Below are 22,179 nucleotides of genomic sequence, written 5' to 3'. Positions count from 1 at the left end.
GGTGCCAAACAGCTGGAGGTTTCAGAACGCGAAACGCCGACCGCCTGAAACAGGCAAGTCGGCGTCTACGTTGCATCCCGAAGGATGACATGGTCGGGGCGGCGAGATTCGAACTCACGACCCCCTGTACCCAAAACAGGTGCGCTACCAGACTGCGCCACGCCCCGGACCGTGCGCCTTCCTAGCGTTGCCAATCTGATTTGAAAAGCCCTAACAGGGCCAAATTGCGCCTGTCTTTGAAAAAACTTCATGGCGCAGCTCGGTGCCGACAGAAATCCCGTAGCGTGCGGCCAAACCACCGTTGATTTCCAGCACCGCAAAGACGTTGTCGCCACCGGGAATCGGCGTCAAATCACCGGGTATCGCCCGGTGGTGGATATGCCGGACCGTTCCGGTCACATCGACAAACAGCATATCCAGCGGGATCAGCGTGTTCTTCATCCAGAAACTGGCCCGCTGCGGCGCCTCGTAGACAAACAGCATACCAGCGCCACGCGCCATATGCGGCCGATGCATCAGCCCCTCGGCACGTTCCTCAATAGAATCAGCGATTTCCACGGTAAACTGTGTCTGCCCCCAGGGCCCACGCAGGGCGACCTGATCAGGCTGGCAGGCGTCCGGCCCGCTTTGGGCCGCCGCGTGATCTGCTGCCACAACGGCGGCAACAGACAGGATACAAACTGCTCTGGCTCCTGCTGTCAATCGGCGCATGACCGGGCGTGACATTCGGATCCAGAGGGGCTGCATCTTCTCAGTCCTGCTTTTCCAGCAGGGCGGCTTCCCAGGCGAGCACCTCAACCGCCATGCGGCCCCGCTTGCCGTCGATGACCCGCATTCCCAGGGCCTCCCCCGGTTGCAGCTCCGACAGGCCGGACTGGCGCAGAACCTCGACATGCAGGAACACATCTTCATCGCGCCCGAACACATTGGCAAAGCCAAAGCCCTTGCCCTTGTCAAACCACTTCACCCGCGCGGGCACCAATGGCTCAGAATAAAGAACATCCGAATCCATTTCGGCGAAATCGCTCAGCACAGGGCTGTCGTCGCGCGTCGGAGGCGTGATCGACAGGACTTCCACCGCCTGAACCCCGCGTTCTGTGTGATGCGTCACCAACTCGACCTCGGCCCCATCCGCGATGGAACTCTGGCCGAAGTTGCGCAGCACGTTCACATGCAGCAGGATATCCGGTCCGCCCTCGTCAGAGACGACAAATCCGAACCCTTTGGTCGGATCGAACCATTTCACCAGCCCGCGTATTTGCTGCAAACTGCTCAAGTCTTCTGCCACTGCCGTAGTCCACCGTATTCTTCAGTATTTAACCCGTAGGTGATGCTCTATTCTCGGAACGAAGTTCAAGCTAAAAACACCCACCAATATCACAAATCTGCTATTTTCCGCGGATAACCTAAGGGCACAGCCGATCCACGGTCCAAAGCGCTTCGGGGGTTTCGCGTCGCCAGACAAACCGATCATGAAGACGGAATGCCCCATCGGCCCAGAATTCGATCTCCAGCGGCGTCAGCCGGTAGCCGCCCCAGAATGGCGGGCGATCCGGGTTTGATCCTTTGGTTGCAGTCACTTTCGCCACCTCTGCCATCAGGGCGCCACGGCTGGACAGTGGCCGCGACTGCGCCGAGGCCCAGGCCCCCAAGCGGCTCTTGAGAGATCGGGATTTGTAGTATTCATCCGCCTGCGGGCCGTTCTCGCGGGTGATGATCCCACGGGCGCGCACCTGACGGCGCAGCGATTTCCAATGCATGACAAACGCAGCCTTGCTAAGCCCCGTCCAATTCCTGCGCCTTGGCGCTCTCGTAGTTGGTATAAAAGACAAAGGCCGCGTCCTCGATCTCCTTCAGCAGGACCATCCGGCAATTCGGCAGACCATCTGCATCAACCGTGGACAACGCGATCGCATTGGGATCGTTGATCTCGCTCTCCTCGGCTTCACTCAGCCAGCTGCGGGCGATGGCAAAGGGATCCTCTCCCGCAAAGATACCGCTGCGATCGGACATGGCGCACCTCATAGTCTATTTTGTTTGGGTTGGCTGGCGCAGGAATGCGCGTGGCTGAAAGGAACCTAGGTCGACAACCGGCCCACGACAAGAGACAGCGCCCTTGAAGCGCCCCGCATGACAGACTAAACGTCGTCTAATTCGAAGATCACAGGCGGAGAACCTGCATGTCTAGTCAACTGATGGCTAAGCAAACGTGGCCTCATCATGGGCCTTGCCAATGACAAATCCATCGCGTGGGGCATTGCCAAAGCCTGCGCCGACGCGGGCGCTGAGCTTGCGTTTTCCTACCAGGGCGAGGCCCTGAAAAAACGCGTCGACCCGCTGGCGGCGCAATTGGGCAGCGATATCGTCCTGCCCTGCGATGTGGCCGATGAAGGCTCCGTCGATGCGCTGTTCGCCGCGCTGGAAGAGAAATGGGGGAAGCTGGATTTTCTGGTGCACGCCATCGGCTTTTCCGACAAGAACGAACTGCGCGGTCGCTATGTCGACACCAGCCGCAGCAACTTCCAGATGACCATGGACATCTCGGTCTACTCCTTCACTTCGGTGATGCAGCGTGCCGAGAAGATGATGTCCGAAGGTGGCAGCGCCGTGACGCTGACATACTACGGTGCGGAACAGGTCATGCCACATTATAATGTCATGGGCGTGGCCAAGGCGGCGCTGGAAGCATCGGTCAAGTATCTGGCCGAAGATCTGGGCAAAGACGGCATTCGCGTCAACGCGATCTCGGCTGGCCCGATCAAGACGCTGGCAGCATCCGGTATCGGTGATTTCCGCTACATCATGAAGTGGAACGAATTCAATTCGCCACTGCGCCGCAACGTGACCATCAATGACGTGGGCAATTCCGCGCTCTATCTGCTGTCGGATCTGTCCTCCGGTGTGACCGGGGAGAACCTGCATGTTGACGCTGGCTATCACGTCGTCGGGATGAAGGCGGTCGACGCCCCCGACATCGACGCGGCCACCGGACGCAAGTAAGGCCGCGCGCAAGCAAACGCAGGTCCAGCTGCCACACCAGTTGCGGCAGCATCCCAAAGCAAGACACAGCAGGCGCGCGGCCCACGCGCGCCTCTTCCAATGACAGAGACCGCATTATGACACTGGCTGCCTTTACCGCTTCCGTCCTGCTTTGCCTGATGGCGGCCATCAGTCCCGGCCCTGCCGTCCTTATGGCCGCGCGCGTTGGCCTTGCCCATGGCTGGCGCAGCGGGCTGGCGCTGGCAATTGGTATCGGCACCGGCGCGGTGCTCTGGGCCTCGGCCGCGCTGTTCGGGCTGAACCTGCTGTTTGACTACGCCCCGTTCCTGCTGACCCTGCTGAAGGTGGGCGGCGCCCTGTTCCTGATCTACATGGCCTGGAACATGTGGCGTCACGCCAATGAGCCAATGTCGCAGGTCAGCGATACGCAACTGCCGCAGACGGCCTTTGCCGCGTTTCGCCTGGGGATCTTCACCCAGTTCGCAAACCCCAAAGCGGCAGCTTTTTTCGGTGCTGTCTTTGTCGGCACCGTGCCCGATGGCAGCAGCCCATTCACCCTCGCGGCGCTGCTTATCTGCATCTTTCTGGGTGAAGTCACCTGGAACACCTTTGTGGCCCGTATCTTCTCCTTTGAGAAAACGCGCCGTGGGTATATCAATCTGAAACATGTGATCGACCGGGTCTTTGGCGGCCTGCTCGCCGCCCTCGGGGTCAAGATCGCCGTCCTCTGAGGGCTGATGTGCGATCCGGACGCCAGATCCTAACAGGAGCATCAAAAACATGACCGATCGTCTGCCTCATGAAAAAGGCTTTCATATTTCCTGGGACCAGCTGCACCGCGACAGCCGCGCACTGGCCTGGCGTCTGGATGGGCAAGGGCCCGACAATGGCGCCTGGCGCGCCGTGGTGGCCATCACCCGTGGCGGCATGGCCCCGGCCATGATCGTCAGCCGCGAGCTGGACATCCGCATCGTCGACACCATCGGCGTGAAATCCTACCACCATCAGGATCAGGGACAGGCCGAAGTGCTGAAAGCCCCTGATGCAGAGCTGATGGGCGACGGGGAAGGCGTGCTGATCATCGACGATCTGGTCGACAGCGGCAAAACCCTGGAGCTGGTGCGCCAAATGTACCCGAAGGCACATTTTGCCACCGTCTACGCCAAGCCCAAGGGCCGACCGATGGTTGATACCTTCATCACCGAAGTCAGCCAGGACACCTGGATTTTCTTCCCCTGGGATATGGCGCTGCAATATGTCGAGCCCTATCGCGGCACCGACTGATCTCTGTTGATCCAAGCAACAAATGACCACCTAACAAGACGCGCCTTCGGGGGCGTCTTTTTCTTTTGCGCGCAGATGTGGGCTATCCATTTGACCACCCCCAACCAAAGCCCCTTGCAAAACCTCTGAACTTGCGGCGGAGTGGCCCAAACAGGCGCCACCGTTTCCCCCACAGACGCCGACGCAGAACAGGACACCCATGCCACAGGCTTCATTTCCAAACGCCCGCACCCGCGACACCTTTATCTCGCCGATTGTCGAATCCCGACGCTGGCTTCAGGGGCTGGCTTTGCCCGATGACCTGCCGCTGCTCAACCTCAGCCAGGCTGCACCAGCAGATCCACCTCCCGAGGGGCTACGCCGCGCCATTGCTGAGGCGGCCCTGAACGACGACAGCAGCCATCTTTATGGTGCGGTGCTTGGCCGGGATGAGCTGCGTGCAGCCCTCGCCGAAAAAATGAACCGTCACTACACAGCTGATCTGTCTGCGGCAGATGTGGCCATCACCTCTGGCTGCAATCAGGCCTTTGCCGCGACCATCGCCGCGCTTTGTGGTGAGGGCGATCAGGTCATCCTGCCAACGCCGTGGTATTTCAACCATAAAATGTGGCTCGATATGCAGGGGGTGGAGACCTGCCCGCTGCCCGTGGGAGAGGCCATGCTGCCCTGCCCCGATGCCGCCGCAAAACGGATCACCGACCGCACCCGCGCCATCGTTCTGGTAACCCCCAACAACCCCTGCGGTGTGGAATATCCTGACGGTCTGGTGCAGCGCTTCTATGATCTTGCCCGTGCCCACGGTCTGGCGCTGATCGTGGATGAAACCTACCGCGACTTTGACAGCCGCAGTGGCCCGCCCCATTCGCTGTTTCAGGATCCGAACTGGCCAGATACGCTGATCCATCTTTATTCCTTTTCCAAGGCCTACCGGCTGACCGGCCACCGCCTCGGCGCGATTGCAGCCCGCCCGGACCTGCTGCTGGAGATGGAGAAATTCCTCGATACCGTCACTATATGTCCGGCCCAATTGGGGCAGACCGGCGCGCTCTGGGGGCTGCAAAACCTCGATGACTGGCTCGCCGGGGAACGCCAGGAACTGCTCAACCGCCGCGCTGCGATTGAGACGGGGTTTGCGCCACTTGCTGCGCAAGGCTGGCAACTCCTCGGATGTGGCGCCTATTTCGCCTATGTCGCCCATCCCTTTGCGGCATCGTCGGACGAGCTGGCCAGACGTCTGGTGAAAGAGGCTGGCATCCTGATGCTGCCCGGCAGCATGTTCACTCCGGACGGCGATCCCAGCGGTGCACGGCAGTTTCGCATTGCCTTCGCCAATGTCGACACGACTGGCATTCGCACGCTTTTTGAACGGCTGGCAAGCTGGACACCCTAACCTATTCACCCCGCTCACCAGCTCTGAATATAGGCGCTGATCAGTCGTCCCTTGCCCCTTTCAAGGTGGCAGCGTATTCAGAGCCTCGACATTTCAGCATTCCCGGCTGCCGCGGCGCAGTTCGGCGACCGGCAATACGAGGACATCATGGCAGCAGGCATGAAAAAACTATCAAATACATTTGTCTGGATCCTGATGGGGATGCTGATCATCGGCCTGGCCGGATTTGGCGCCGTGAATTTCACAGGCTCTGTCTCCTCCGTCGCGGTGGTCGGCGATCAGGAGGTCTCGGTCGATGACTACGCCCGCGAATTACAGCGCGAGCAGCGCGCGCTTGAGGCCCAGACCGGTCAGCGTATCCCTATCGCCCAGATGACTGCGCTTGGTATGGACCGCGTGGTTCTGGGGCGTCTGATTGCCATTGCCTCCCTTGATCAGGAAAGCAGCGATCTTGGCCTGTCGATTGGTGATCAGAACCTATTTGACGAAATCAGCCGAATCCCGGCCTTTCAGGATGGCACCGGCGCCTTCAACCGCGACACCTATCAATATGCCCTCGACAATATCGGCCTGACCGAGGCCGCGTTTGAGGCCGATCTGCGCCGCGAATCCGCCCGCACCCTAGTGCAGGGCGCCATCATGGCCGAGCACCGAAATGCCCGACACCCTGCGCGACACACTGACCAGCTATGTCGGCGCGCGCCGCAGCTTTGACTGGCTGACAGTCAGCGAAGACAGCGTCGCCCTCACCGCAGTCGAGCCGAGCGAAGACCAGCTGCGCGCCTTCTATGACGCCAATATCGACCAGTTCACCCTGCCCCGCACCAAAGTGATCACCTATGCAGCGCTGCGCCCCGACGCGCTGGTGGATGAGATCGAGATCGACGCGGCAGCATTGGAACAGCTGTTCAACGACCGCAGCGCCGAATATCAGGTGCCAGAGCGCCGTCTGGTGGAACGTCTGGTCTTTGCCAACCGGGACGCCGCCGACAGCGCCAAGGCACAGCTCGACATCAACGGCACCACATTTGACGCGCTGGTCGCAGATCGCGGCCTCAGCCTGCAGGACGTGGATCTGGGCGATGTGACCATGGGTGACCTTGGCAGCGCCGGTCAGGACGTCTTTGCCGCGCAGGTCGGTGAGGTGGTTGGTCCGCTCGACAGCGATCTGGGCCCGGCCCTGTTCCGCATCAATGGCCGTCTTGAGGCCCGCGTGACCAGCCTTGAGGATGTCACGGATGAGCTGCGCGCCGAACTGGCCACCGACCGCGCCCGTCGCCTGATTGAAACCCGCGCGGAGGAAATCAACGACATGCTGGTCGAGCGGTGCCACGCTGGAGGAGCTGATCGACGAACCCGGCATGGAACTCGGCAAGATCGACTGGCACAACGGCAGCACCGATGGCATCGCCGCCTATGACGGGTTCCGCCAGGCCGCATCCGCCGTCACCGCCGAAGACTTCCCCGAAGTGGCCTTCCTTGAGGATGGCAGCCTGTTTGCCATCCGCCTGGATGAGGAACTGGACCCGCGCCCCGAACCCTTCGAGGATGCGCAGGACAGACTGCGCGCTGCCTGGCAGACCAAACGGTTGCAGGATGCCCTGAAGGCCGAGGCCGAGCGTCTGGCTGATATGCTGCGAAAGGGCGAAGACCTCCCCGAGGGTATCGAGTTGACATCAGAAACCGGCCTGACCCGCGCCGCCTATATCGACGCAGCACCACAGCCGCTGATGGCCCGCGTCTTTGATCTGGCAGAGGGCGAGGTTGCCGAGGTCAGCGATGACACAGCCACTGTTGTGGTGCGCCTCACTGAGACCCTGCCGGTGGCCGATACGCCAGAAATGACAGCGTTGGCCGAGGCGATGGGCACCCAGCTTGATCAGGCGCTGGCACAGGCCCTGTTCGAAGCCTTCGTCCAAGATGCCCAGACCCGCGCGGCCCCGCGCATCGACCCGCAGGCGCTCAATGCCGTGCAGGCCAACTTCCAGTAATCAAGGCAGACCGAAATGGCCCTGACCCCCGATTTCGACACCTTCGCCAAGGCCTATGAGGCCGGTGAAAACCAGGTCGTCTACACCCGGCTTGCCGCCGATCTCGACACGCCGGTGTCGCTGATGCTGAAGCTGACAGGCGCCCAGAAGGACGCCTTTATGCTGGAGTCCGTCACCGGTGGCGAGGTGCGCGGGCGCTACTCCATCATTGGCATGAAACCGGATCTGGTCTGGCGCTGCCACGGGGAGCGCGCCGCGCTCAACCGGTCTGCCCGCTTTGACGCTGATGCTTTTGAATCGCTGGACGGCAACCCGCTGGACTGCCTGCGTGACCTCATCGCCGAAAGCAAAATCGACCTGCCCGATGATCTGCCGCAGGCCGCAGCCGGCCTGTTTGGCTACCTCGGCTATGACATGATCCGGCTGGTCGAACATCTGCCGGACGTGAACCCCGATCCCCTTGGCCTTCCCGATGCGCTGATGTTGCGCCCCTCTGTCATCGCGGTGCTTGACGGAGTTAAAGGTGAGGTGACCGTGGTCTCCCCCGCCTGGGCCAGCGATGGCCAGTCGGCCAAGGCGGCTTACGCCCAGGCCGCAGAGCGGGTGATGGACGCGGTCCGCGATCTGGAACGCGCCATGCCCGCCGAAAGCCGCGATCTCGGCGATGCCGATGAGGTAGCGCCGCCTGTGAGCAATTTCACCAAGGACGGCTACATGGCCGCGGTGGAGACGGCCAAGGACTACATCCGCGCGGGCGACATCTTTCAGGTGGTGCCAGCACAGCGCTGGACGCAGGAATTCCGCCAGCCCCCCTTCGCGCTTTATCGCTCCCTGCGCCGCACCAACCCCTCGCCGTTCATGTTCTACTTCAACTTCGGTGGCTTTCAGGTGGTGGGGGCTTCCCCCGAAATCCTCGTCCGTGTCTTCGGGCAGGAGGTCACCATCCGCCCGATCGCAGGCACCCGCCCACGTGGCGCCACACCAGAAGAAGACAAGGCGCTGGAACTGGATCTTCTGGCCGACAAGAAGGAACTGGCCGAACACCTGATGCTGCTGGATCTGGGCCGCAACGACACCGGCCGGGTTGCCAAAATCGGCACCGTGCGCCCAACCGAGAAATTCATCATCGAACGCTACAGCCACGTCATGCACATTGTCTCCAACGTCGTGGGTGAGCTGGCAGAGGATAAGGATGCGCTGGACGCTTTCTTTGCTTAAGCATGCCCGCAGGCACGGTCTCCGGCGCGCCCAAAGTGCGTGCGATGGAAATCATTGATGAACTGGAACCTGAAAAACGCGGCATCTACGGCGGCGGCGTCGGCTATTTCTCGGCAGGCGGCGACATGGATATGTGCATCGCGCTGCGCACAGCCATCGTCAAGGATCAGAACCTCTATATCCAGGCCGGTGGCGGCGTTGTCTACGACAGCGACCCGGAGGCGGAGTATATGGAGACGGTCCACAAATCCAACGCCATCCGCCGCGCCGCTGCGGATGCGGCCCGCTTCACCGGCAACGGCAACAGCTAGGTCAAAGGCTGGGCGGGCACCCTGTCATGAGCGCCTGCCTGTCACCTTTCTCAAAATACTCTCGCCGAAGGCCCCAAAGGCGTCGCTCCAACCGGAGCGGCGCCTTTGTCATGAAAACCACCTGCCGCGTTGTTTATTCCGCCTGCAGCTTTGCGCGCAGAGAGGCCGAGATCGGCGCCAACGACACCCGGTTTGCCCGGTCCTGAAGGCCCCAGATCAGCAAGGCGGAAATCGTATCCGGCTGAACCCGGCCCAGCATGATCACGGCCCCTTCCTGCCCGGCGCGAAACGCAGCCTGATCCAGAAAGCGCCGGATCGCGCGGGGGTCCTGCCCGGCGCCGTCGAAATCACGGAACACCACACCTGCCGGAACACCTTCGCGCAGGGCGAGCTTCTGCACCGTGTTGAGCCCGGCATCCTGCGTCACCATCCCGTACCCCATCGCGCCAAGCGCCGTGGCCATCTGATCGGCCAGCGGGCGGTTGCCCTGAAACCCGGTGGTCACGCCTTCCAACACGGCGACGGCCTCTGGCAGAGTTTCCAGCCAGACCTGCAGGGCCGTCTCAGCATCCTGCGGCGCGGCATCGCGGGGCAGATCGGCGATCAGCATCACCTCAAACCCGGCAGCGCGGTGGCGTGCCATCTTCGCGGGCGCCTCCGGGTCCCTTGGATCCAGCGCAAAACTCAGCGGATAGGGGAAATCCTGCAACGCCTCAGCACCAATCGCATCGGCATCATCGATGAGAACAATCGACATCAGGGCGCGGTCTGCCTCAGGTGTGAAGGCTTCGGCGTTGCGTTCAAACGGCACCCCATCCGACTGCGCATTGGTCTGACTGCCGACCGCCGGTGCATTGGCCTGATCCCGCTCCGTCAGCGGACGGACCGGGGTGCCGATCCGTGGGCGACTGCCGGTTTCATCCGCTGTGTTGCCCGGTTCTGTCGTGGGGGTGGTGGTTGGCAGATCGGAAATCCGCCGCGCCCCGGCATCCTCACCCTGGCCTTCGGCACCCGTCCTAGGTTCAGCGCTTGCCGCAGGCTGGGTGCCCACCTCCGTTGGCCCGGCCTGCCCCAGTCCCGGCACCACGGGAATCGCCGTCGGGCCAGGCACCGCGCCCAAGGCTGGTCCTTGGTCGCCCCCAGCCTCTGCCGCGCTGAGGGCCGGATCTCCGGTTGCCACATCCGGCACCGGAAGGCTGGCAGCTGCTGAGGCCTCATTGCCGCCGCGGTCGACCTCGGCAGATGGCCTGGACTGGTCCTGCGTAGGCTGATCGGGAGAGGGTTGATCCGGCGCTGTCGTCAGCCGGGCGGGCGCTTCGTTTGCAGTCTGCGGCACCGGTGGCTGCGCCGGTTCGGACACCACCACAAGACGTTGCTCCTGACTGGGGGCATTGGGTGCGGGCAGTGCGTCAACCGGGGTGACGGGCGCATCCCGTGCCACATCGATGGCCAAGCGCGCCGACGCCACCGGGCGCAGCGCGATCCCCGCTGCCCAATTCGGTGCCCACGTCGGGACGGCTGGCGGGGTCGGTATCGGCATCCGCAAGTGCGGCCAGATCATCACCCACCACCTGCGGGTCCAGCGCTGCTGGTGGGGTTTCCACCAGATCCGGATCGCTCCCGGCGCTGTCTACCGGGGTTTCCGCCGCCGGGGCCTGCACTTCACTGCGGGCCGGTTCGGCGACACTGACCTCAACCGATTTGGGCAAGGGCACCGACAGCGACCACACCACGGCGCCGCCTGCGGCCACCAAGGCCCCGAAACTCACGCCTCCAAGAAACCCTCGCATCTCTGTCCTGCCTCTCGTTGCCTTCTGGAACCGGTCGCATTCTGTTGGCCAGGCCACACCAAGGCGGTCGGGCACGCTCGGCCCGCCTGCTGTTGGTGATGTGCTCTTGACGCTGCCGCGCAACCCTGAACATGTATGTTGCGACCACTATACTGCGGCGCGGCCCCGGCCCGCCAGCCCTTAAACGAGCCCGCGACTATGCTGCTGCTGATCGACAACTACGACTCCTTTACCTACAACCTCGTGCATTATCTGGGGGAGCTGGGCGCTGACGTGCAGGTCCGCCGCAATGACGCGCTGAATGTGCAGGAGGCCATGGCGATGAACCCGGCTAAGCATTCTGTTGTCACCCGGTCCCTGCGATCCGGATCAGGCCGGTATCTGCCTTGCCCTGACCGAGGCCGCAGCTGAGACCAAAACCCCGCTGCTCGGCGTCTGCCTTGGCCATCAGACCATCGGACAGGCCTTTGGCGGCAACGTTGTGCGCTGCAAAGATATCGTCCACGGCAAGATGGGCACCATGCATCATACCGACACGGGCCTTTTTGCCGGGCTGCCTTCGCCGTTTGAGGCGACGCGCTATCACTCGCTGATTGTTGATCGCGACACCCTGCCCGACACTCTTGAAATCACCGCCGAGCTGGACGACGGCACCATTATGGGCCTGCAGCACAAGACGCTGCCGATCCACGGCGTGCAGTTCCACCCGGAATCCATCGCCTCCGAACACGGCCACGCGCTGCTGAAGAACTTCCTCAACGTGATGAGGGTGCCCGCATGAGCAACGCAATGAAGCCGCTGATTGATGCCGCTGCGGAGCGCGCTCTGAGCCGGGATGAGGCCGAGGCCGCCTTCACCCATCTGTTTGAGGGCAACGCCACGCCGAGCCAGATGGGCGGATTGTTGATGGCGTTGCGCACCCGCGGCGAAACCGTCGACGAATATGCAGCCGCAGCGGCTGTCATGCGCGCCAAATGCAACCCCGTTGTGGCGCCTGAAGGCGCGATGGACATCGTCGGCACCGGTGGCGACGGCAAGGGCACGCTGAACATCTCCACCGCAACCGCCTTTGTCGTGGCCGGGGCCGGAACCGTTGTTGCAAAACACGGCAACCGCAACCTGTCGTCGAAATCCGGCGCAGCGGATGCGCTTGGCCAGATGGGGATCAATGTCATGGTCGGCCCGAAGGTGGCTGAACAGGCGCTGCGCGAGGCTGGGATCTGCTTCATGATGGCGCCGATGCACCACCCCGCCATCGCCCATGTAATGCCCACTCGCCAGGAGCTTGGCACGCGTACGATCTTCAACATCCTTGGCCCCCTCACCAACCCTGCCGGCTGTCAAACGACAGCTAACCGGCGCGTTTAGCCGTGATCTGATCCGCCCGATGGCGGAAACGCTTGGCCAGTTGGGGTCGGAGCAGGCCTGGCTCGTCCACGGCTCCGACGGCACGGATGAGCTGACCATCACCGGCGTCAGCTGGGTCGCCGCGCTGACCCCCGATGGCAGTGTCACTGAGATGGAACTCCACCCAGAAGACGCGGGCCTGCCTTCCCACCCGTTTGAGGCAATCGTTGGTGGAAGTCCCGAAGAAAACGCCAAGGCATTTCAGGCCCTGTTGGCAGGCGAACCCTCAGCTTACCGCGACGCCGTCCTGCTAAACTCTGCCGCGGCACTTGTGGTGGCAGGGGCTGCAAGCGATCTGAAAACCGGCGCCGAAATGGCACGTGCGAGCATCGACAGCGGTGCGGCACGCGGTAAGATCGAAGCCGTGGCCCGGATCACCACAGCTGCCTCGAATACATGAGTGTAGACCTGCCGGATCTGGGCGGTTGGGCCGAACTGCCGTTTTTTAGCGCCCGTTACCCGGCCATAGCACAGATGGTGGCAAAGGATCCGCGCGATATCCTCCCGCCAGCGGATCAGCGCCTTGCGGCTCTCACGCTGACCCCGCCGGACGAAACCCGCGTGGTCATTCTGGGTCAGGGCCCCTATCCGACGCGCGGTCATGCCCATGGGTTGGCGTTTTCCGTCGAACCCGACGTGCGCCCGTTGCCAAGATCTTTGAGCAATATATTCAAAGAGTTGCACGACGATCTTGGTGTTGAGCGCGAGACAGGCGACCTGCACGGTTGGGCACGTCAGGGCGTTTTGCTGCTCAACACCGTCTTGTCCGTCCCCGCTGGCGAGGCCAACGGCCACAAAACCCTTGGCTGGCAGCAGCTCGCCCATGAGGTCCTCAGCCTGTCCAGCCAGCGCCCGACGGCTTATATTCTCTGGGGGAAGCAGGCCCAAGGGCTTGAAAAATATATCCAACCGGGTGATCACCTTATCCTGAGGACCGCGCACCCCTCACCACTGTCTGCGCGGCGCGGCTTTTTCGGCTCGCGCCCGTTTTCGACGGTGAACCGCTGGCTTGCTGAGCAGGGCCAGCCGACAATTGACTGGAACGCGTGACGGGAGGCGTCAAGATGACTGAAACAGTGCTGGACAAGATCAAGGCCTACAAGCTGGAAGAGATCGCCGCCGACAAGGCTGCCAAACCCCTCGAGGCGGTTGAGGCCGAAGCCCGTGATGCCAGCCCGGTGCGCGGCTTTGCCAAGGCGCTTATGCAGGCCTAGCCGCGATGGCTACGGGCTGATTGCTGAAATCAAGAAAGCCAGCCCCTCCAAAGGGTTGATCCGAGAGGATTTTCACCCCGCAGACCTCGCTCAGGCCTATGAGGCTGAGCGGTGCAACCTGCCTCTCCGTGCTGACTGATACTCCCAGTTTTCAGGGCGCGAAATCCTTTCTAACCGAGGCGCGCGAGGCCTGTGCCCTCCCGGCCCTGCGCAAGGACTTCATGTATGATCCCTATCAGGTGGCTGAGGCGCGCGCGCTTGGTGCTGACTGTATCCTGATTATTCTTGCCTCAGTCTCCGACACGCAGGCAGCAGAGCTGGAAGCCGCCGCCGCTGATTGGAATATGGACGTGTTGCTAGAGGTTCATGACGAGGAAGAGTTGCATCGCGCCTGCAAGCTGAAATCACCCCTTCTTGGTATTAACAACCGCAATCTCAAGACCTTTGAGACGACATTGGACACCACCCGCACCCTGTCCCGTCTGGTTCCTGCCGACCGAACCATCGTCTGCGAAAGCGCGCTGTCCACGCCTGCGGATCTCTCTGATATGGCCCGCTACGGCGCGCGCAGTTTCCTCATCGGTGAAAGCCTGATGCGTCAGGATGACGTGGCAGCTGCGACCCGTGACATCCTCGCAAATCCGCTGATGCCGGGGGCCATGTAATGCCCCTCACCCATTTCGACGGCAAGGGCGACGCCCATATGGTCGATGTCTCGGACAAAGCGGTCACCTCGCGGATCGCTACCGCTGAGGGCCACATCACCATGGCGCGCGAAACCTATGATATCATTGCAGAAGGTCGCGCAAAGAAGGGCGATGTCCTGTCGGTGGCGCGGCTTGCAGGCATCATGGGGGCCAAGAAGACACCGGAGCTCATCCCGCTCTGCCATCCGCTGCCCGTGACTAAGGTTGCCGTGGATCTGACCCTCGACCCCGATCTGCCCGGCGTCCGCATCGCGGCTATCGTGAAAACCACGGGCCAAACCGGCGTCGAAATGGAGGCGCTGACCGCAGTCTCCACCGCCGCGCTCACGGTCTATGACATGGCCAAGGCCGTCGACAAGGCGATGGAAATCGGCGGTATCCGTGTAACATTGAAAGATGGCGGAAAATCAGGACGATACGAGGCCTAGATGATATCAGTTTCCGACGCATTGACCACACTGCTTGATCTGGTGGCACCGCTTGAGGTGGAGACCGTTCCCCTGCGCGCCGCTGCTGGCCGCGTGCTGGCAAGACCTGTGTCCGCCAACCGGGACCAGCCGCCCTTTGCCGCCTCCGCCATGGACGGTTACGCGGTGAAGTCGGCAGAGGTTGAGCGGGATGCGATGTTCAAAGTGATCGGAGAAAGCGCTGCTGGCCATGGGTTTCAGGGGCGCGTCGGCCCCGGCCAGGCGGTGCGGATCTTCACGGGAGCGCCAGTGCCTGAAGGCGCTGATTTCGTTGTTATTCAGGAGGATACCAGTGTTACCGGATCCTTGCTGACCATCACGGACCATCCCGGACCTGGCCATAATATCCGCGCCAAAGGTGGCGATTTTCAAATCGGCACCACTGTTGACGCGCCGCGCAACCTGACACCCGCGGATATCGCCCTGCTCGCGGCGATGAACATCGCCGAGGTGCCCGTGCACCGCAAACCATCAGTGGCGCTGATCTCCACCGGGGATGAGCTGGTCCTGCCCGGCGAAAGTCCCGGCCCGGATCAGATCATCGCCTCCAACACCTTTGGGCTGGACGCCATGCTGAGCGCTGCAGGCGCTGAGTCCCGGATTTTGCCCATCGCCCGCGACACCGAAAGCAGCCTGCGCATGGCGCTGGATCTGGCGCAGTACGCCGACCTGATAGTCACCATTGGCGGGGCCTCGGTTGGGGATCACGATCTGGTCGCCGGGGTGACCGAGGGGCTTGGCATGTCGCGCGCGTTCTACAAGGTTGCGATGCGTCCGGGAAAGCCGCTGATGGCTGGAATGCTGGGCGGTTCCGCTATGGTGGGCCTTCCGGGAAATCCCGTATCTGCAATGGTTTGCGGGCATGTCTTCCTGTTGCCCATGCTGCGCATGATGCAAGGTTTGTCACCTCTGGATCAGCAGTCGGCGACGGCAAATCTGGCTCATGACCTGCCTGCAAACGGCCCACGGACACATTATATGCGCGCTAGGTTGAGCGGCGGCGATCTGCATGTCTTCGACGATCAGGACAGCGCCCGGCTGACCCTTCTGGCCGAGGCCAACGCCCTCGCCATTCGCCCCCCGCATGATCCCCCCCGAGGCAAGGGCGAACCGCTCGCCTATATTGTAATCTGACAGGGCGACCCGCTTTCACTTTGCCAACAATTCATCGTCAAATCCGCTGGATATGACAGGTTTTACGCAAGAGCCCGTTGACACAAAACGGGAACATGCGTAGAACAAAGAGAAACATCGAGCGGTTGAGAGGGATGTCATGCTGACGAAGAAGCAATTGGATTTGCTGGATTTCATCCACACACGCCTGCAGAAGGATGGCGTCCCGCCTAGCTTTGATGAGATGAAGGTGGCGCTGGATCTGCGGTCCAAATCCGGCATCCACCGGCTGATCACCGCGCTGGAGGAGCGCGGATTCATTCGCCGTCTCGCCCATCGGGCCCGCGCGATTGAGATTATTCGCCTGCCGGACAGCCTTGGCAAAACCGCTCAGACGACGGAGGTGGCACCTCCTGCCCCGAGCCCTGCAAATCAGGTATCGGCGCCTGCGATGATCGCCGCGATGGAACTGCCGGTGATGGGACGCATCGCTGCCGGTGTTCCGATTGAGGCCATCAATCAGGTCTCTCATCAGGTCGCTGTTCCCGCCTCCATGCTCTCGGCGCAAGGGCAGCATTTTGCATTGGAGGTGCGCGGCGACTCCATGATCGAGGCTGGGATCAACGATGGCGATATCGTCGTGATCCGGGAAACAGCGGTGGCAGACAACGGCGACGTGGTGGTGGCCCTGGTAGAGGGGCAGGAAGCCACGCTGAAACGTATTTACCGCAAGGGCAGCACCATCGCGCTGGAGGCCGCCAACCCCGCCTATGAAACCCGCCGCTACCCGCAGGATCAGGTGAAGGTGCAAGGCCGCCTCGTCGGCCTCATCCGCACCTACTGAGCGACATCACGGCTCTCCCAGTGTCCTGGGCGGAAGTGCGGTATCCCGGGACCGGCACATTGATGAGGTTGAGAGCCCTGCACGACGAACAGAGTGCGAGGGGCGCTGCCATATGATGTGGCGCGACATGGGCCTAGCGAGACGCAGCCTTTGTTTTGGCCGATCTCTGGATAGTGGTGGCCTACGTCGCTTGGCACCTAGGTACTTTGCGAGCATAGACCGGCCAGACGCAGAAGCCTGACACCACGCGAGTGCAGTCTAAAACACCAATCCTGTAGCTACCGCCCTGTCACCGGCAGGCTGAGTGAGCCAAGGCCCGGATGATCACCGACCCAAATCGTGGTTAACATCGGGCAGTGTCAGCACCAAACGTCATTGGATTGTTGTTATGGACTTGATCGTGATGTCGCCGGATCGCGGCTCCACAGACGCGTTCCCACCACATCTCGCACCGAAATCCAGCGCCCCTGCGCATCCATCTGAACGCTGCCCAAACGATTCAGCGCATCTGCGTCAAACACCAGACAGTCCCCGACCGGCGCCACTGATTTGGCGCTGATGATCACCTCACCGGCTGTACATTCGGTCATTGCCTCGACCGCTGCCTTGCCGATCACATGGGTCAGCCGCTGATCCGTCGCCGCCAGATATGCGGTGACCGATTTACCGGGCGCCTCTGACCCGGCAATCAGCGGCCACAATTCTGCGTCCTCCTCCTGTGTCTGCAAGCGTCCGTCATTTTCCGTCCAACGTTCCGCCGCATAACCATGCCCCTTGGCGCGCGACAGGGCCCGTCCCTCCGCCGTCAGGGCCCCAACGATGCCGCCGTTGGGCGCCACCAGAACCGTAGGGCGCGGGCTGCCATGCCAGATCATCGCGCCCCAAATCAGCACCGGCACACCAAGAAGGCGCAACCGCCCGCGCCAAAGGCCCAGCAACAGCCCCCCAAAAGCCACCAGTGGCAGCACCGATGCTGGCGGCATCGGCACCGCCCCCTGCGCACCATCAAGAGCGGCAACCCAATTGGCAACAAACAGGATCCAGCTGATCCCCAGATCCATCAGCGCAAGGCCAATCCACGATGCCCCCACTGGCGCGAGGCAAAGCGCCAGAACTGCAGCTAAGCACCACCAGCGCCCCCATCACCGGCACCGCCAGGACATTGGCCAACAACCCGTAATGCGAAATCATGTTGAAATGCGCGGCCCCAAATGGCGCGGTTGCAAGTCCCGCAATCAGCGAGGACAGCACAACACCCGCCGCCATCCGCAGCCAGCGCGGACTGCTCGGGGTCAGCCGGTCTCGCAGGCCACCAAAGATCACGATCAAGGCGGTTGTGGCGGCAAAACTCATCTGAAATCCGGGACTGAGCAAGCTCTCCGGACGCAAGAGCAGGATCACCATTGCTGCCAGCGCCACCGCGCGCAGCGACAGCGCCCGCCGGTCCAGCAGCACCGCCCCCAACATCATCGCCACCATGATATAGGCCCGCGTGCTGGCCACCTGCATCCCCGACAGCAACAGATAGGCGCTGGCCGCAAGCAAGGCGCCAACCGCCGCCAGTTTTTTGGTGTCGACACGCTGCGCAACGGCTGGCGCAAGCGCCAACAACAGCCGCAGCCCGCCAAAGACAACGCCAGCCAGCAGCCCCATATGCAGCCCGGAAATTGCCAACAAATGCGCCAGGTTACTGGCCCGCAACGCCTCCAGCGCCGCTTGGGGGATGGCCGAGCGATCACCTGTGGTAATGGCCGAAGCAAATCCGCCGGTCGCCACCGGCATCTGCGAACGGATGCCGGTGGAGAGCCGCTGGCGCAACTGCTCAACCGGCAGATCACGCGGGCCGTGGCTGACGATCAACACCGGCACACGGGTGTAGCCCACCGCGCCAAGCTGTTGAAACCAGGCATGTCGCCGGAAATCAAACCCATGCGGTTCAACCGGACCCTGTGGCGGCATCAGATGGGCCGTGGTCATCACCCGGTCGCCAATGCGTGGAACCGCTGCCCCGTCCGGCAACGAAAGCCGCACCCGTGCAGGAGTCTGATCTGGCGAGATGCGGTCGAGAAAAGGCTGATCCAGTGTGATCCGCAGCCGGTCACGGGCGGAGCGGTCGATAGCAATCACCCGCCCCTCCACCGCGCCATAGCTGCGGTACTGAAGCACCGGCGCGCCAACCGCATGGGCGCGCATACCGGCGGCTGCAAAGCCGAGGGCAACCAGCAGCAGTATCCAGCCCAGAAAGACCACAGTATCCTGCCGGTCGCCGCGCCACAGCATCGCCAGCGCGGCGCAGGCAATCCCGGCGCCCCAAAGATAATGCGCCAGCCCCGGCTCAACCCTGAGTGAGAAAAACAGACCAACGCCAACCCCGAACAAGACCGGCACCCAGGGAAAGAGATCCCCGCGCTGGGATTGCAGCAGACCATCAAGGACGCCCAGGGCGCGCATGCTTGCTCCTTGCCTTCTGGCTCGGTAGACAGGCGGCAAAACTAGCCCTTCCATGGTTTCCAAAAGGTAAATCACACCCATGTCCAAACCGGTCGTCACCCGTTTCGCCCCCTCGCCCACCGGCTATCTGCATATCGGCGGCGCCCGCACCGCGCTGTTCAACTGGCTTTATGCCCGTGGCCGCGGCGGCAAGTTCCTGTTGCGGATCGAGGACACCGACCGCGAGCGCTCCAATCCGGAGGCGACGGCCGCGATCTTGCAAGGCATGGCCTGGCTCGGCCTTGATCACGATGGTGAGGTGGTCAGCCAATTCGAAGGCGCCGAACGTCACGCCGCTGTCGCCCGTGAGTTGCTTGCGGAAGGCAAGGCTTATAAGTGCTTCGCCACACAGGAAGAAATCTCGGCCTTCCGCGATCAGGCAAAAGCCGAGGGGAAATCGACTCTCTACCGTTCGCCCTGGCGCGATGCGGCAGAGGCCGATCATCCGGACGCGCCTTACGTGATCCGCATCAAGGCCCCGCAGGACGGCACCACAGTGATCCGCGATGAGGTGCAGGGCGATGTTACGATCAAGAATGACCAGCTCGATGATATGATCCTGCTGCGTTCAGACGGGACCCTGTTTATATGCTGGCCGTTGTGGTGGACGATCACGATATGGGCGTCACCCATGTGATCCGGGGCGATGACCACCTCAATAACGCCGCGCGTCAGATGATGATCTACGAGGCGATGGGCTGGGATGTGCCGGTTTGGGCGCATATCCCGCTGATCCACGGCCCCGATGGCAAAAAACTCTCCAAACGCCATGGTGCCTTGGGCGCGCAGGAATATCAGGCGATGGGCTATCCGGCTGCGGGCATGCGCAACTACCTGGCCCGTCTGGGCTGGAGCCATGGCGATGATGAGTTCTTTACCGATGCGCAGGCGCGCGACTGGTTCGACCTTGACGGCATCGGCAAAAGCCCGGCGCGGTTTGATACCAAGAAGCTGGAAAACCTTTGCGGTCAGCATATCGCCATCAGCGATGATGCTGCACTGCGGAATGAGCTTCAGGCCTATCTGGCGGCAGCTGACAAGCCACAGTTAAATGACGTTCAGTCAAACGATCTTGAACGTGCGATGTATTGCCTCAAGGATCGCGCCAAGACATTCCCAGAGCTGCTTGAAAAAGCTCATTTTATTCTGGTTTCACGGCCGATTGAACCCGATCAGAAGGCCGCTAAGGCCCTTGCATCTGTATCCGACGGTATACTGGGTGAATTGACGCCGCAGCTGCAAAATGCTAGCTGGTCCCGAGACGATCTGGAGGCGCTTCTGAACGCATTTGCAGAAGCACAGGATACCAAGTTCGGCAAACTGGCGGGTCCCTTGCGGGCCGCGCTGGCTGGTCGTGCGGTAACCCCTTCAGTTTTCGACATGATGCTGATTCTGGGCCGGGACGAAACACTGGCCCGACTCTCCGACGTTGCTGGCTGACCCTGTCGTTAACCGCTGGGTAAGTCGGTACCGCTATGACCTCACCTGCGCGATTGCCGTGCAGGTGCTGCCTGCACAAGGCGGGGGCCTCCCCCGCTTTCGTGCCTGTATCAGGAAGGGACATCTATGACCGATACAAAAAAAACCGCCCAGCTCAGCCTGAATGGCGAAACTTACGAGCTTCCCATTTTCTCGCCGACGACCGGGCCCGATGTTCTGGATATCCGCAAGCTCTATGGCCAGGCCGGTGTGTTTACCTATGATCCCGGCTTTACCTCCACTGCGAGCTGCGACAGCACCATCACCTATATCGACGGTGGCAAGGGCGAACTGCTGCACCGTGGCTACCCGATTGACCAGCTGGCATCCAAATCGCACCACCTCGAAGTCTGCTATCTGCTGCTTTATGGTGAGCTGCCGACCGCGGCTCAGCTGGAAGATTTCGAGACCCGCGTGACCCGTCACACCATGGTGCATGAACAGATGCACAACTTCTTCCGCGGCTTCCGCCGGGACGCGCACCCGATGGCGACCCTTGTGGGTGTGGTCGGTGCCATGTCGGCCTTCTACCACGATTCCACCGACATCAATGATCCCTGGCAGCGCGAAGTGGCCGCGATCCGTTTGATCGCAAAACTGCCCACCATCGCTGCGATGGCCTATAAGTACTCGATCGGCCAGCCATTTGTGTATCCGCGCAACGATCTGGATTACGCGGCGAACTTCCTGCACATGTGTTTCTCCGTTCCGGCAGAAGAATACCATGTCGACCCGATCCTTGCCCGTGCGATGGACCGGATCTTCATCCTGCATGCCGATCATGAACAGAACGCCTCAACCTCGACTGTGCGTCTGGCGTCCTCATCCGGTGCCAACCCGTTCGCCTGTATTGCGGCGGGCATCGCTTGTCTCTGGGGGCTTAGCTCATGGTGGTGCCAACCAGGCTTGTCTGGAGATGCTCAAGGAAATCGGCTCCGTCGACCGCATCCCTGAGTTCATCGAACGCGCCAAGGACAAGAACGATCCGTTCCGTCTGATGGGCTTTGGCCACCGGGTCTACAAGAACACCGATCCGCGCGCCAAGGTGCTGAAGCAATCCGCCGACGAGGTGCTGGAGCTTTTGGGTGTTGAAAACAACCCGCTCCTGCAGGTCGCCAAGGAACTGGAGCGGACCGCGCTCAACGATGAATATTTCATCGAGAAGAAACTGTTCCCGAACGTGGATTTCTACTCCGGCATCATCCTTGAGGCGATGGGTTTCCCGACCTCGATGTTCACACCGATCTTCGCGCTGTCGCGCACCGTCGGCTGGATTTCGCAGTGGAAAGAAATGATCGCGGATCCACAGAACAAAATCGGTCGCCCGCGTCAGCTCTACCTCGGCGAAACCGCCCGCGACTACATCGATATCGAAAGCCGCTGATCACAGGCTGCGCCATCGCATCATCGGTGATAGAAAATTGCAAACCCTGCCTTTTCGGAGGCAGGGTTTTTTCGTGACCTCAGCCGATAC

General features: G+C 61.8%; 13 protein-coding genes, 1 tRNA gene and 9 pseudogenes. 15 read left to right on the top strand and 8 right to left on the bottom strand.

Going from position 1 to position 22,179, the window contains the following annotated elements; translation table 11 throughout:
- Positions 1 to 90 precede the first annotated feature (90 nt).
- From L0Z65_RS05320 to pdxH, 4 genes and pseudogenes are all read right to left on the bottom strand, one after another.
- Positions 91 to 167, bottom strand: a tRNA-Pro gene (locus L0Z65_RS05320).
- A gap of 43 nt (positions 168 to 210) precedes the next feature.
- Positions 211 to 747: a DUF192 domain-containing protein gene (locus L0Z65_RS05315; protein WP_405111413.1), complete on the bottom strand. Its 537-nt coding sequence runs from the start codon at positions 745 to 747 to the stop codon at positions 211 to 213.
- Between the two features lie 4 nt (positions 748 to 751).
- A complete protein-coding gene (locus tag L0Z65_RS05310; protein WP_102896920.1) occupies positions 752 to 1,288 on the bottom strand; it encodes a cold-shock protein in 537 nt (178 codons plus the stop codon).
- A 118-nt stretch (positions 1,289 to 1,406) separates the two neighbouring features.
- Positions 1,407 to 2,013 (bottom strand): annotated as a pseudogene (gene pdxH, locus L0Z65_RS05305) (pyridoxamine 5'-phosphate oxidase).
- A 167-nt stretch (positions 2,014 to 2,180) separates the two neighbouring features.
- On the opposite strand from pdxH, the pseudogene fabI reads away from it, so the two are divergent.
- The 6 genes and pseudogenes from fabI (at position 2,181) to trpE (ending at position 9,194) form a co-directional block, all read left to right on the top strand.
- Positions 2,181 to 3,000 (top strand): annotated as a pseudogene (gene fabI / locus L0Z65_RS05300) (enoyl-ACP reductase FabI).
- A 116-nt stretch (positions 3,001 to 3,116) separates the two neighbouring features.
- Positions 3,117 to 3,731, top strand: a complete 615-nt coding sequence (locus tag L0Z65_RS05295) for a LysE family translocator (RefSeq protein ID WP_096868837.1) — start codon at positions 3,117 to 3,119, stop codon at positions 3,729 to 3,731.
- Positions 3,732 to 3,780: 49 nt separating this feature from the next.
- Positions 3,781 to 4,284 carry a xanthine phosphoribosyltransferase gene (gene gpt / locus L0Z65_RS05290; protein WP_014874783.1) on the top strand — a complete coding sequence of 168 codons (504 nt, stop codon included), beginning with the start codon at positions 3,781 to 3,783 and terminating at the stop codon, positions 4,282 to 4,284.
- A gap of 199 nt (positions 4,285 to 4,483) precedes the next feature.
- Positions 4,484 to 5,674: an aminotransferase gene (locus tag L0Z65_RS05285; protein WP_405111408.1), complete on the top strand. Its 1,191-nt coding sequence runs from the start codon at positions 4,484 to 4,486 to the stop codon at positions 5,672 to 5,674.
- Between the two features lie 147 nt (positions 5,675 to 5,821).
- Positions 5,822 to 7,665 (top strand): annotated as a pseudogene (locus L0Z65_RS05280) (SurA N-terminal domain-containing protein).
- 15 nt (positions 7,666 to 7,680) lie between these two features.
- Positions 7,681 to 9,194, top strand: a pseudogene (gene trpE, locus L0Z65_RS05275) (anthranilate synthase component I).
- 133 nt (positions 9,195 to 9,327) lie between these two features.
- On the opposite strand, the gene L0Z65_RS05270 reads toward trpE, so the two are convergent.
- Together L0Z65_RS05270 and L0Z65_RS05265 are read right to left on the bottom strand one after the other, a co-directional pair.
- The gene (locus tag L0Z65_RS05270) at positions 9,328 to 10,662 is read right to left on the bottom strand and encodes a divergent polysaccharide deacetylase family protein (RefSeq protein ID WP_405111405.1); all 1,335 of its coding nucleotides are present in this window, start codon (positions 10,660 to 10,662) and stop codon (positions 9,328 to 9,330) included.
- A complete protein-coding gene (locus tag L0Z65_RS05265; protein ID WP_405111402.1) occupies positions 10,604 to 10,984 on the bottom strand; it encodes a hypothetical protein in 381 nt (126 codons plus the stop codon). Before L0Z65_RS05265 ends, L0Z65_RS05270 begins: the two co-directional genes overlap by 59 nt.
- 198 nt (positions 10,985 to 11,182) lie before the next feature.
- Here L0Z65_RS05265 and L0Z65_RS05260 point away from each other — a divergent pair.
- From L0Z65_RS05260 to lexA, 7 genes and pseudogenes are all read left to right on the top strand, one after another.
- Positions 11,183 to 11,765 (top strand): annotated as a pseudogene (locus L0Z65_RS05260) (anthranilate synthase component II).
- A pseudogene (trpD, locus tag L0Z65_RS05255) lies at positions 11,762 to 12,791 on the top strand (anthranilate phosphoribosyltransferase). Before L0Z65_RS05260 ends, trpD begins: the two co-directional pseudogenes overlap by 4 nt.
- Positions 12,788 to 13,441: a uracil-DNA glycosylase gene (locus tag L0Z65_RS05250; protein ID WP_405111399.1), complete on the top strand. Its 654-nt coding sequence runs from the start codon at positions 12,788 to 12,790 to the stop codon at positions 13,439 to 13,441. Before trpD ends, L0Z65_RS05250 begins: the two are co-directional and overlap by 4 nt.
- 14 nt (positions 13,442 to 13,455) lie before the next feature.
- Positions 13,456 to 14,270 (top strand): annotated as a pseudogene (gene trpC, locus L0Z65_RS05245) (indole-3-glycerol phosphate synthase TrpC).
- Entirely contained in the window at positions 14,270 to 14,740 is a 471-nt protein-coding gene (gene moaC / locus L0Z65_RS05240; RefSeq protein WP_405111396.1) for a cyclic pyranopterin monophosphate synthase MoaC, read from the top strand. The pseudogene trpC and the gene moaC overlap by 1 nt, the downstream one beginning before the upstream one ends.
- A complete protein-coding gene (gene glp, locus L0Z65_RS05235) occupies positions 14,741 to 15,913 on the top strand; it encodes a gephyrin-like molybdotransferase Glp (protein ID WP_405111393.1) in 1,173 nt (390 codons plus the stop codon).
- Positions 15,914 to 16,052: 139 nt separating this feature from the next.
- The gene (gene lexA / locus L0Z65_RS05230) at positions 16,053 to 16,736 is read left to right on the top strand and encodes a transcriptional repressor LexA (RefSeq protein WP_096871379.1); all 684 of its coding nucleotides are present in this window, start codon (positions 16,053 to 16,055) and stop codon (positions 16,734 to 16,736) included.
- A 386-nt stretch (positions 16,737 to 17,122) separates the two neighbouring features.
- Here the strand turns inward: lexA and L0Z65_RS05225 are convergent, their stop codons facing one another.
- Both L0Z65_RS05225 and L0Z65_RS05220 read right to left on the bottom strand, forming a co-directional pair.
- Positions 17,123 to 17,797 (bottom strand): hypothetical protein, encoded by a 675-nt coding sequence (locus L0Z65_RS05225; protein ID WP_405111390.1) that lies wholly within the window; start codon positions 17,795 to 17,797, stop codon positions 17,123 to 17,125.
- Positions 17,742 to 19,187 (bottom strand): ComEC/Rec2 family competence protein, encoded by a 1,446-nt coding sequence (locus L0Z65_RS05220; RefSeq protein WP_405111387.1) that lies wholly within the window; start codon positions 19,185 to 19,187, stop codon positions 17,742 to 17,744. Before L0Z65_RS05220 ends, L0Z65_RS05225 begins: the two co-directional genes overlap by 56 nt.
- 79 nt (positions 19,188 to 19,266) lie before the next feature.
- Here L0Z65_RS05220 and gltX point away from each other — a divergent pair.
- Positions 19,267 to 20,666: pseudogene (gltX, locus tag L0Z65_RS05215) on the top strand (glutamate--tRNA ligase).
- Between the two features lie 126 nt (positions 20,667 to 20,792).
- A pseudogene (gene gltA / locus L0Z65_RS05210) lies at positions 20,793 to 22,089 on the top strand (citrate synthase).
- The last annotated feature ends 90 nt before the right edge of the window (positions 22,090 to 22,179 follow it).

Origin of the sequence: Phaeobacter sp. BS52 (assembly GCF_045040595.1) — a bacterium.
Classification (GTDB): domain Bacteria; phylum Pseudomonadota; class Alphaproteobacteria; order Rhodobacterales; family Rhodobacteraceae; genus Phaeobacter; species Phaeobacter piscinae.
Note: the sequence above shows the minus strand (reverse complement) of the source record. Positions and strands in the feature narration are given on the sequence as shown.

Excerpts from the sequence above, each read along its gene's own strand:
- L0Z65_RS05265 (WP_405111402.1), bottom strand. The coding sequence starts at position 10,984 with ATGCGAGGGTTTCTTGGAGGCGTGAGTTTCGGGGCCTTGGTGGCCGCA.
- moaC (WP_405111396.1), top strand. The coding sequence starts at position 14,270 with ATGCCCCTCACCCATTTCGACGGCAAGGGCGACGCCCATATGGTCGAT.
- L0Z65_RS05295 (WP_096868837.1), top strand. The coding sequence starts at position 3,117 with ATGACACTGGCTGCCTTTACCGCTTCCGTCCTGCTTTGCCTGATGGCG.
- L0Z65_RS05250 (WP_405111399.1), top strand. The coding sequence starts at position 12,788 with ATGAGTGTAGACCTGCCGGATCTGGGCGGTTGGGCCGAACTGCCGTTT.
- L0Z65_RS05225 (WP_405111390.1), bottom strand. The coding sequence starts at position 17,797 with ATGGATCTGGGGATCAGCTGGATCCTGTTTGTTGCCAATTGGGTTGCC.
- lexA (WP_096871379.1), top strand. The coding sequence starts at position 16,053 with ATGCTGACGAAGAAGCAATTGGATTTGCTGGATTTCATCCACACACGC.
- L0Z65_RS05315 (WP_405111413.1), bottom strand. The coding sequence starts at position 747 with ATGCAGCCCCTCTGGATCCGAATGTCACGCCCGGTCATGCGCCGATTG.
- L0Z65_RS05220 (WP_405111387.1), bottom strand. The coding sequence starts at position 19,187 with ATGCGCGCCCTGGGCGTCCTTGATGGTCTGCTGCAATCCCAGCGCGGG.
- L0Z65_RS05285 (WP_405111408.1), top strand. The coding sequence starts at position 4,484 with ATGCCACAGGCTTCATTTCCAAACGCCCGCACCCGCGACACCTTTATC.
- gpt (WP_014874783.1), top strand. The coding sequence starts at position 3,781 with ATGACCGATCGTCTGCCTCATGAAAAAGGCTTTCATATTTCCTGGGAC.
- glp (WP_405111393.1), top strand. The coding sequence starts at position 14,741 with ATGATATCAGTTTCCGACGCATTGACCACACTGCTTGATCTGGTGGCA.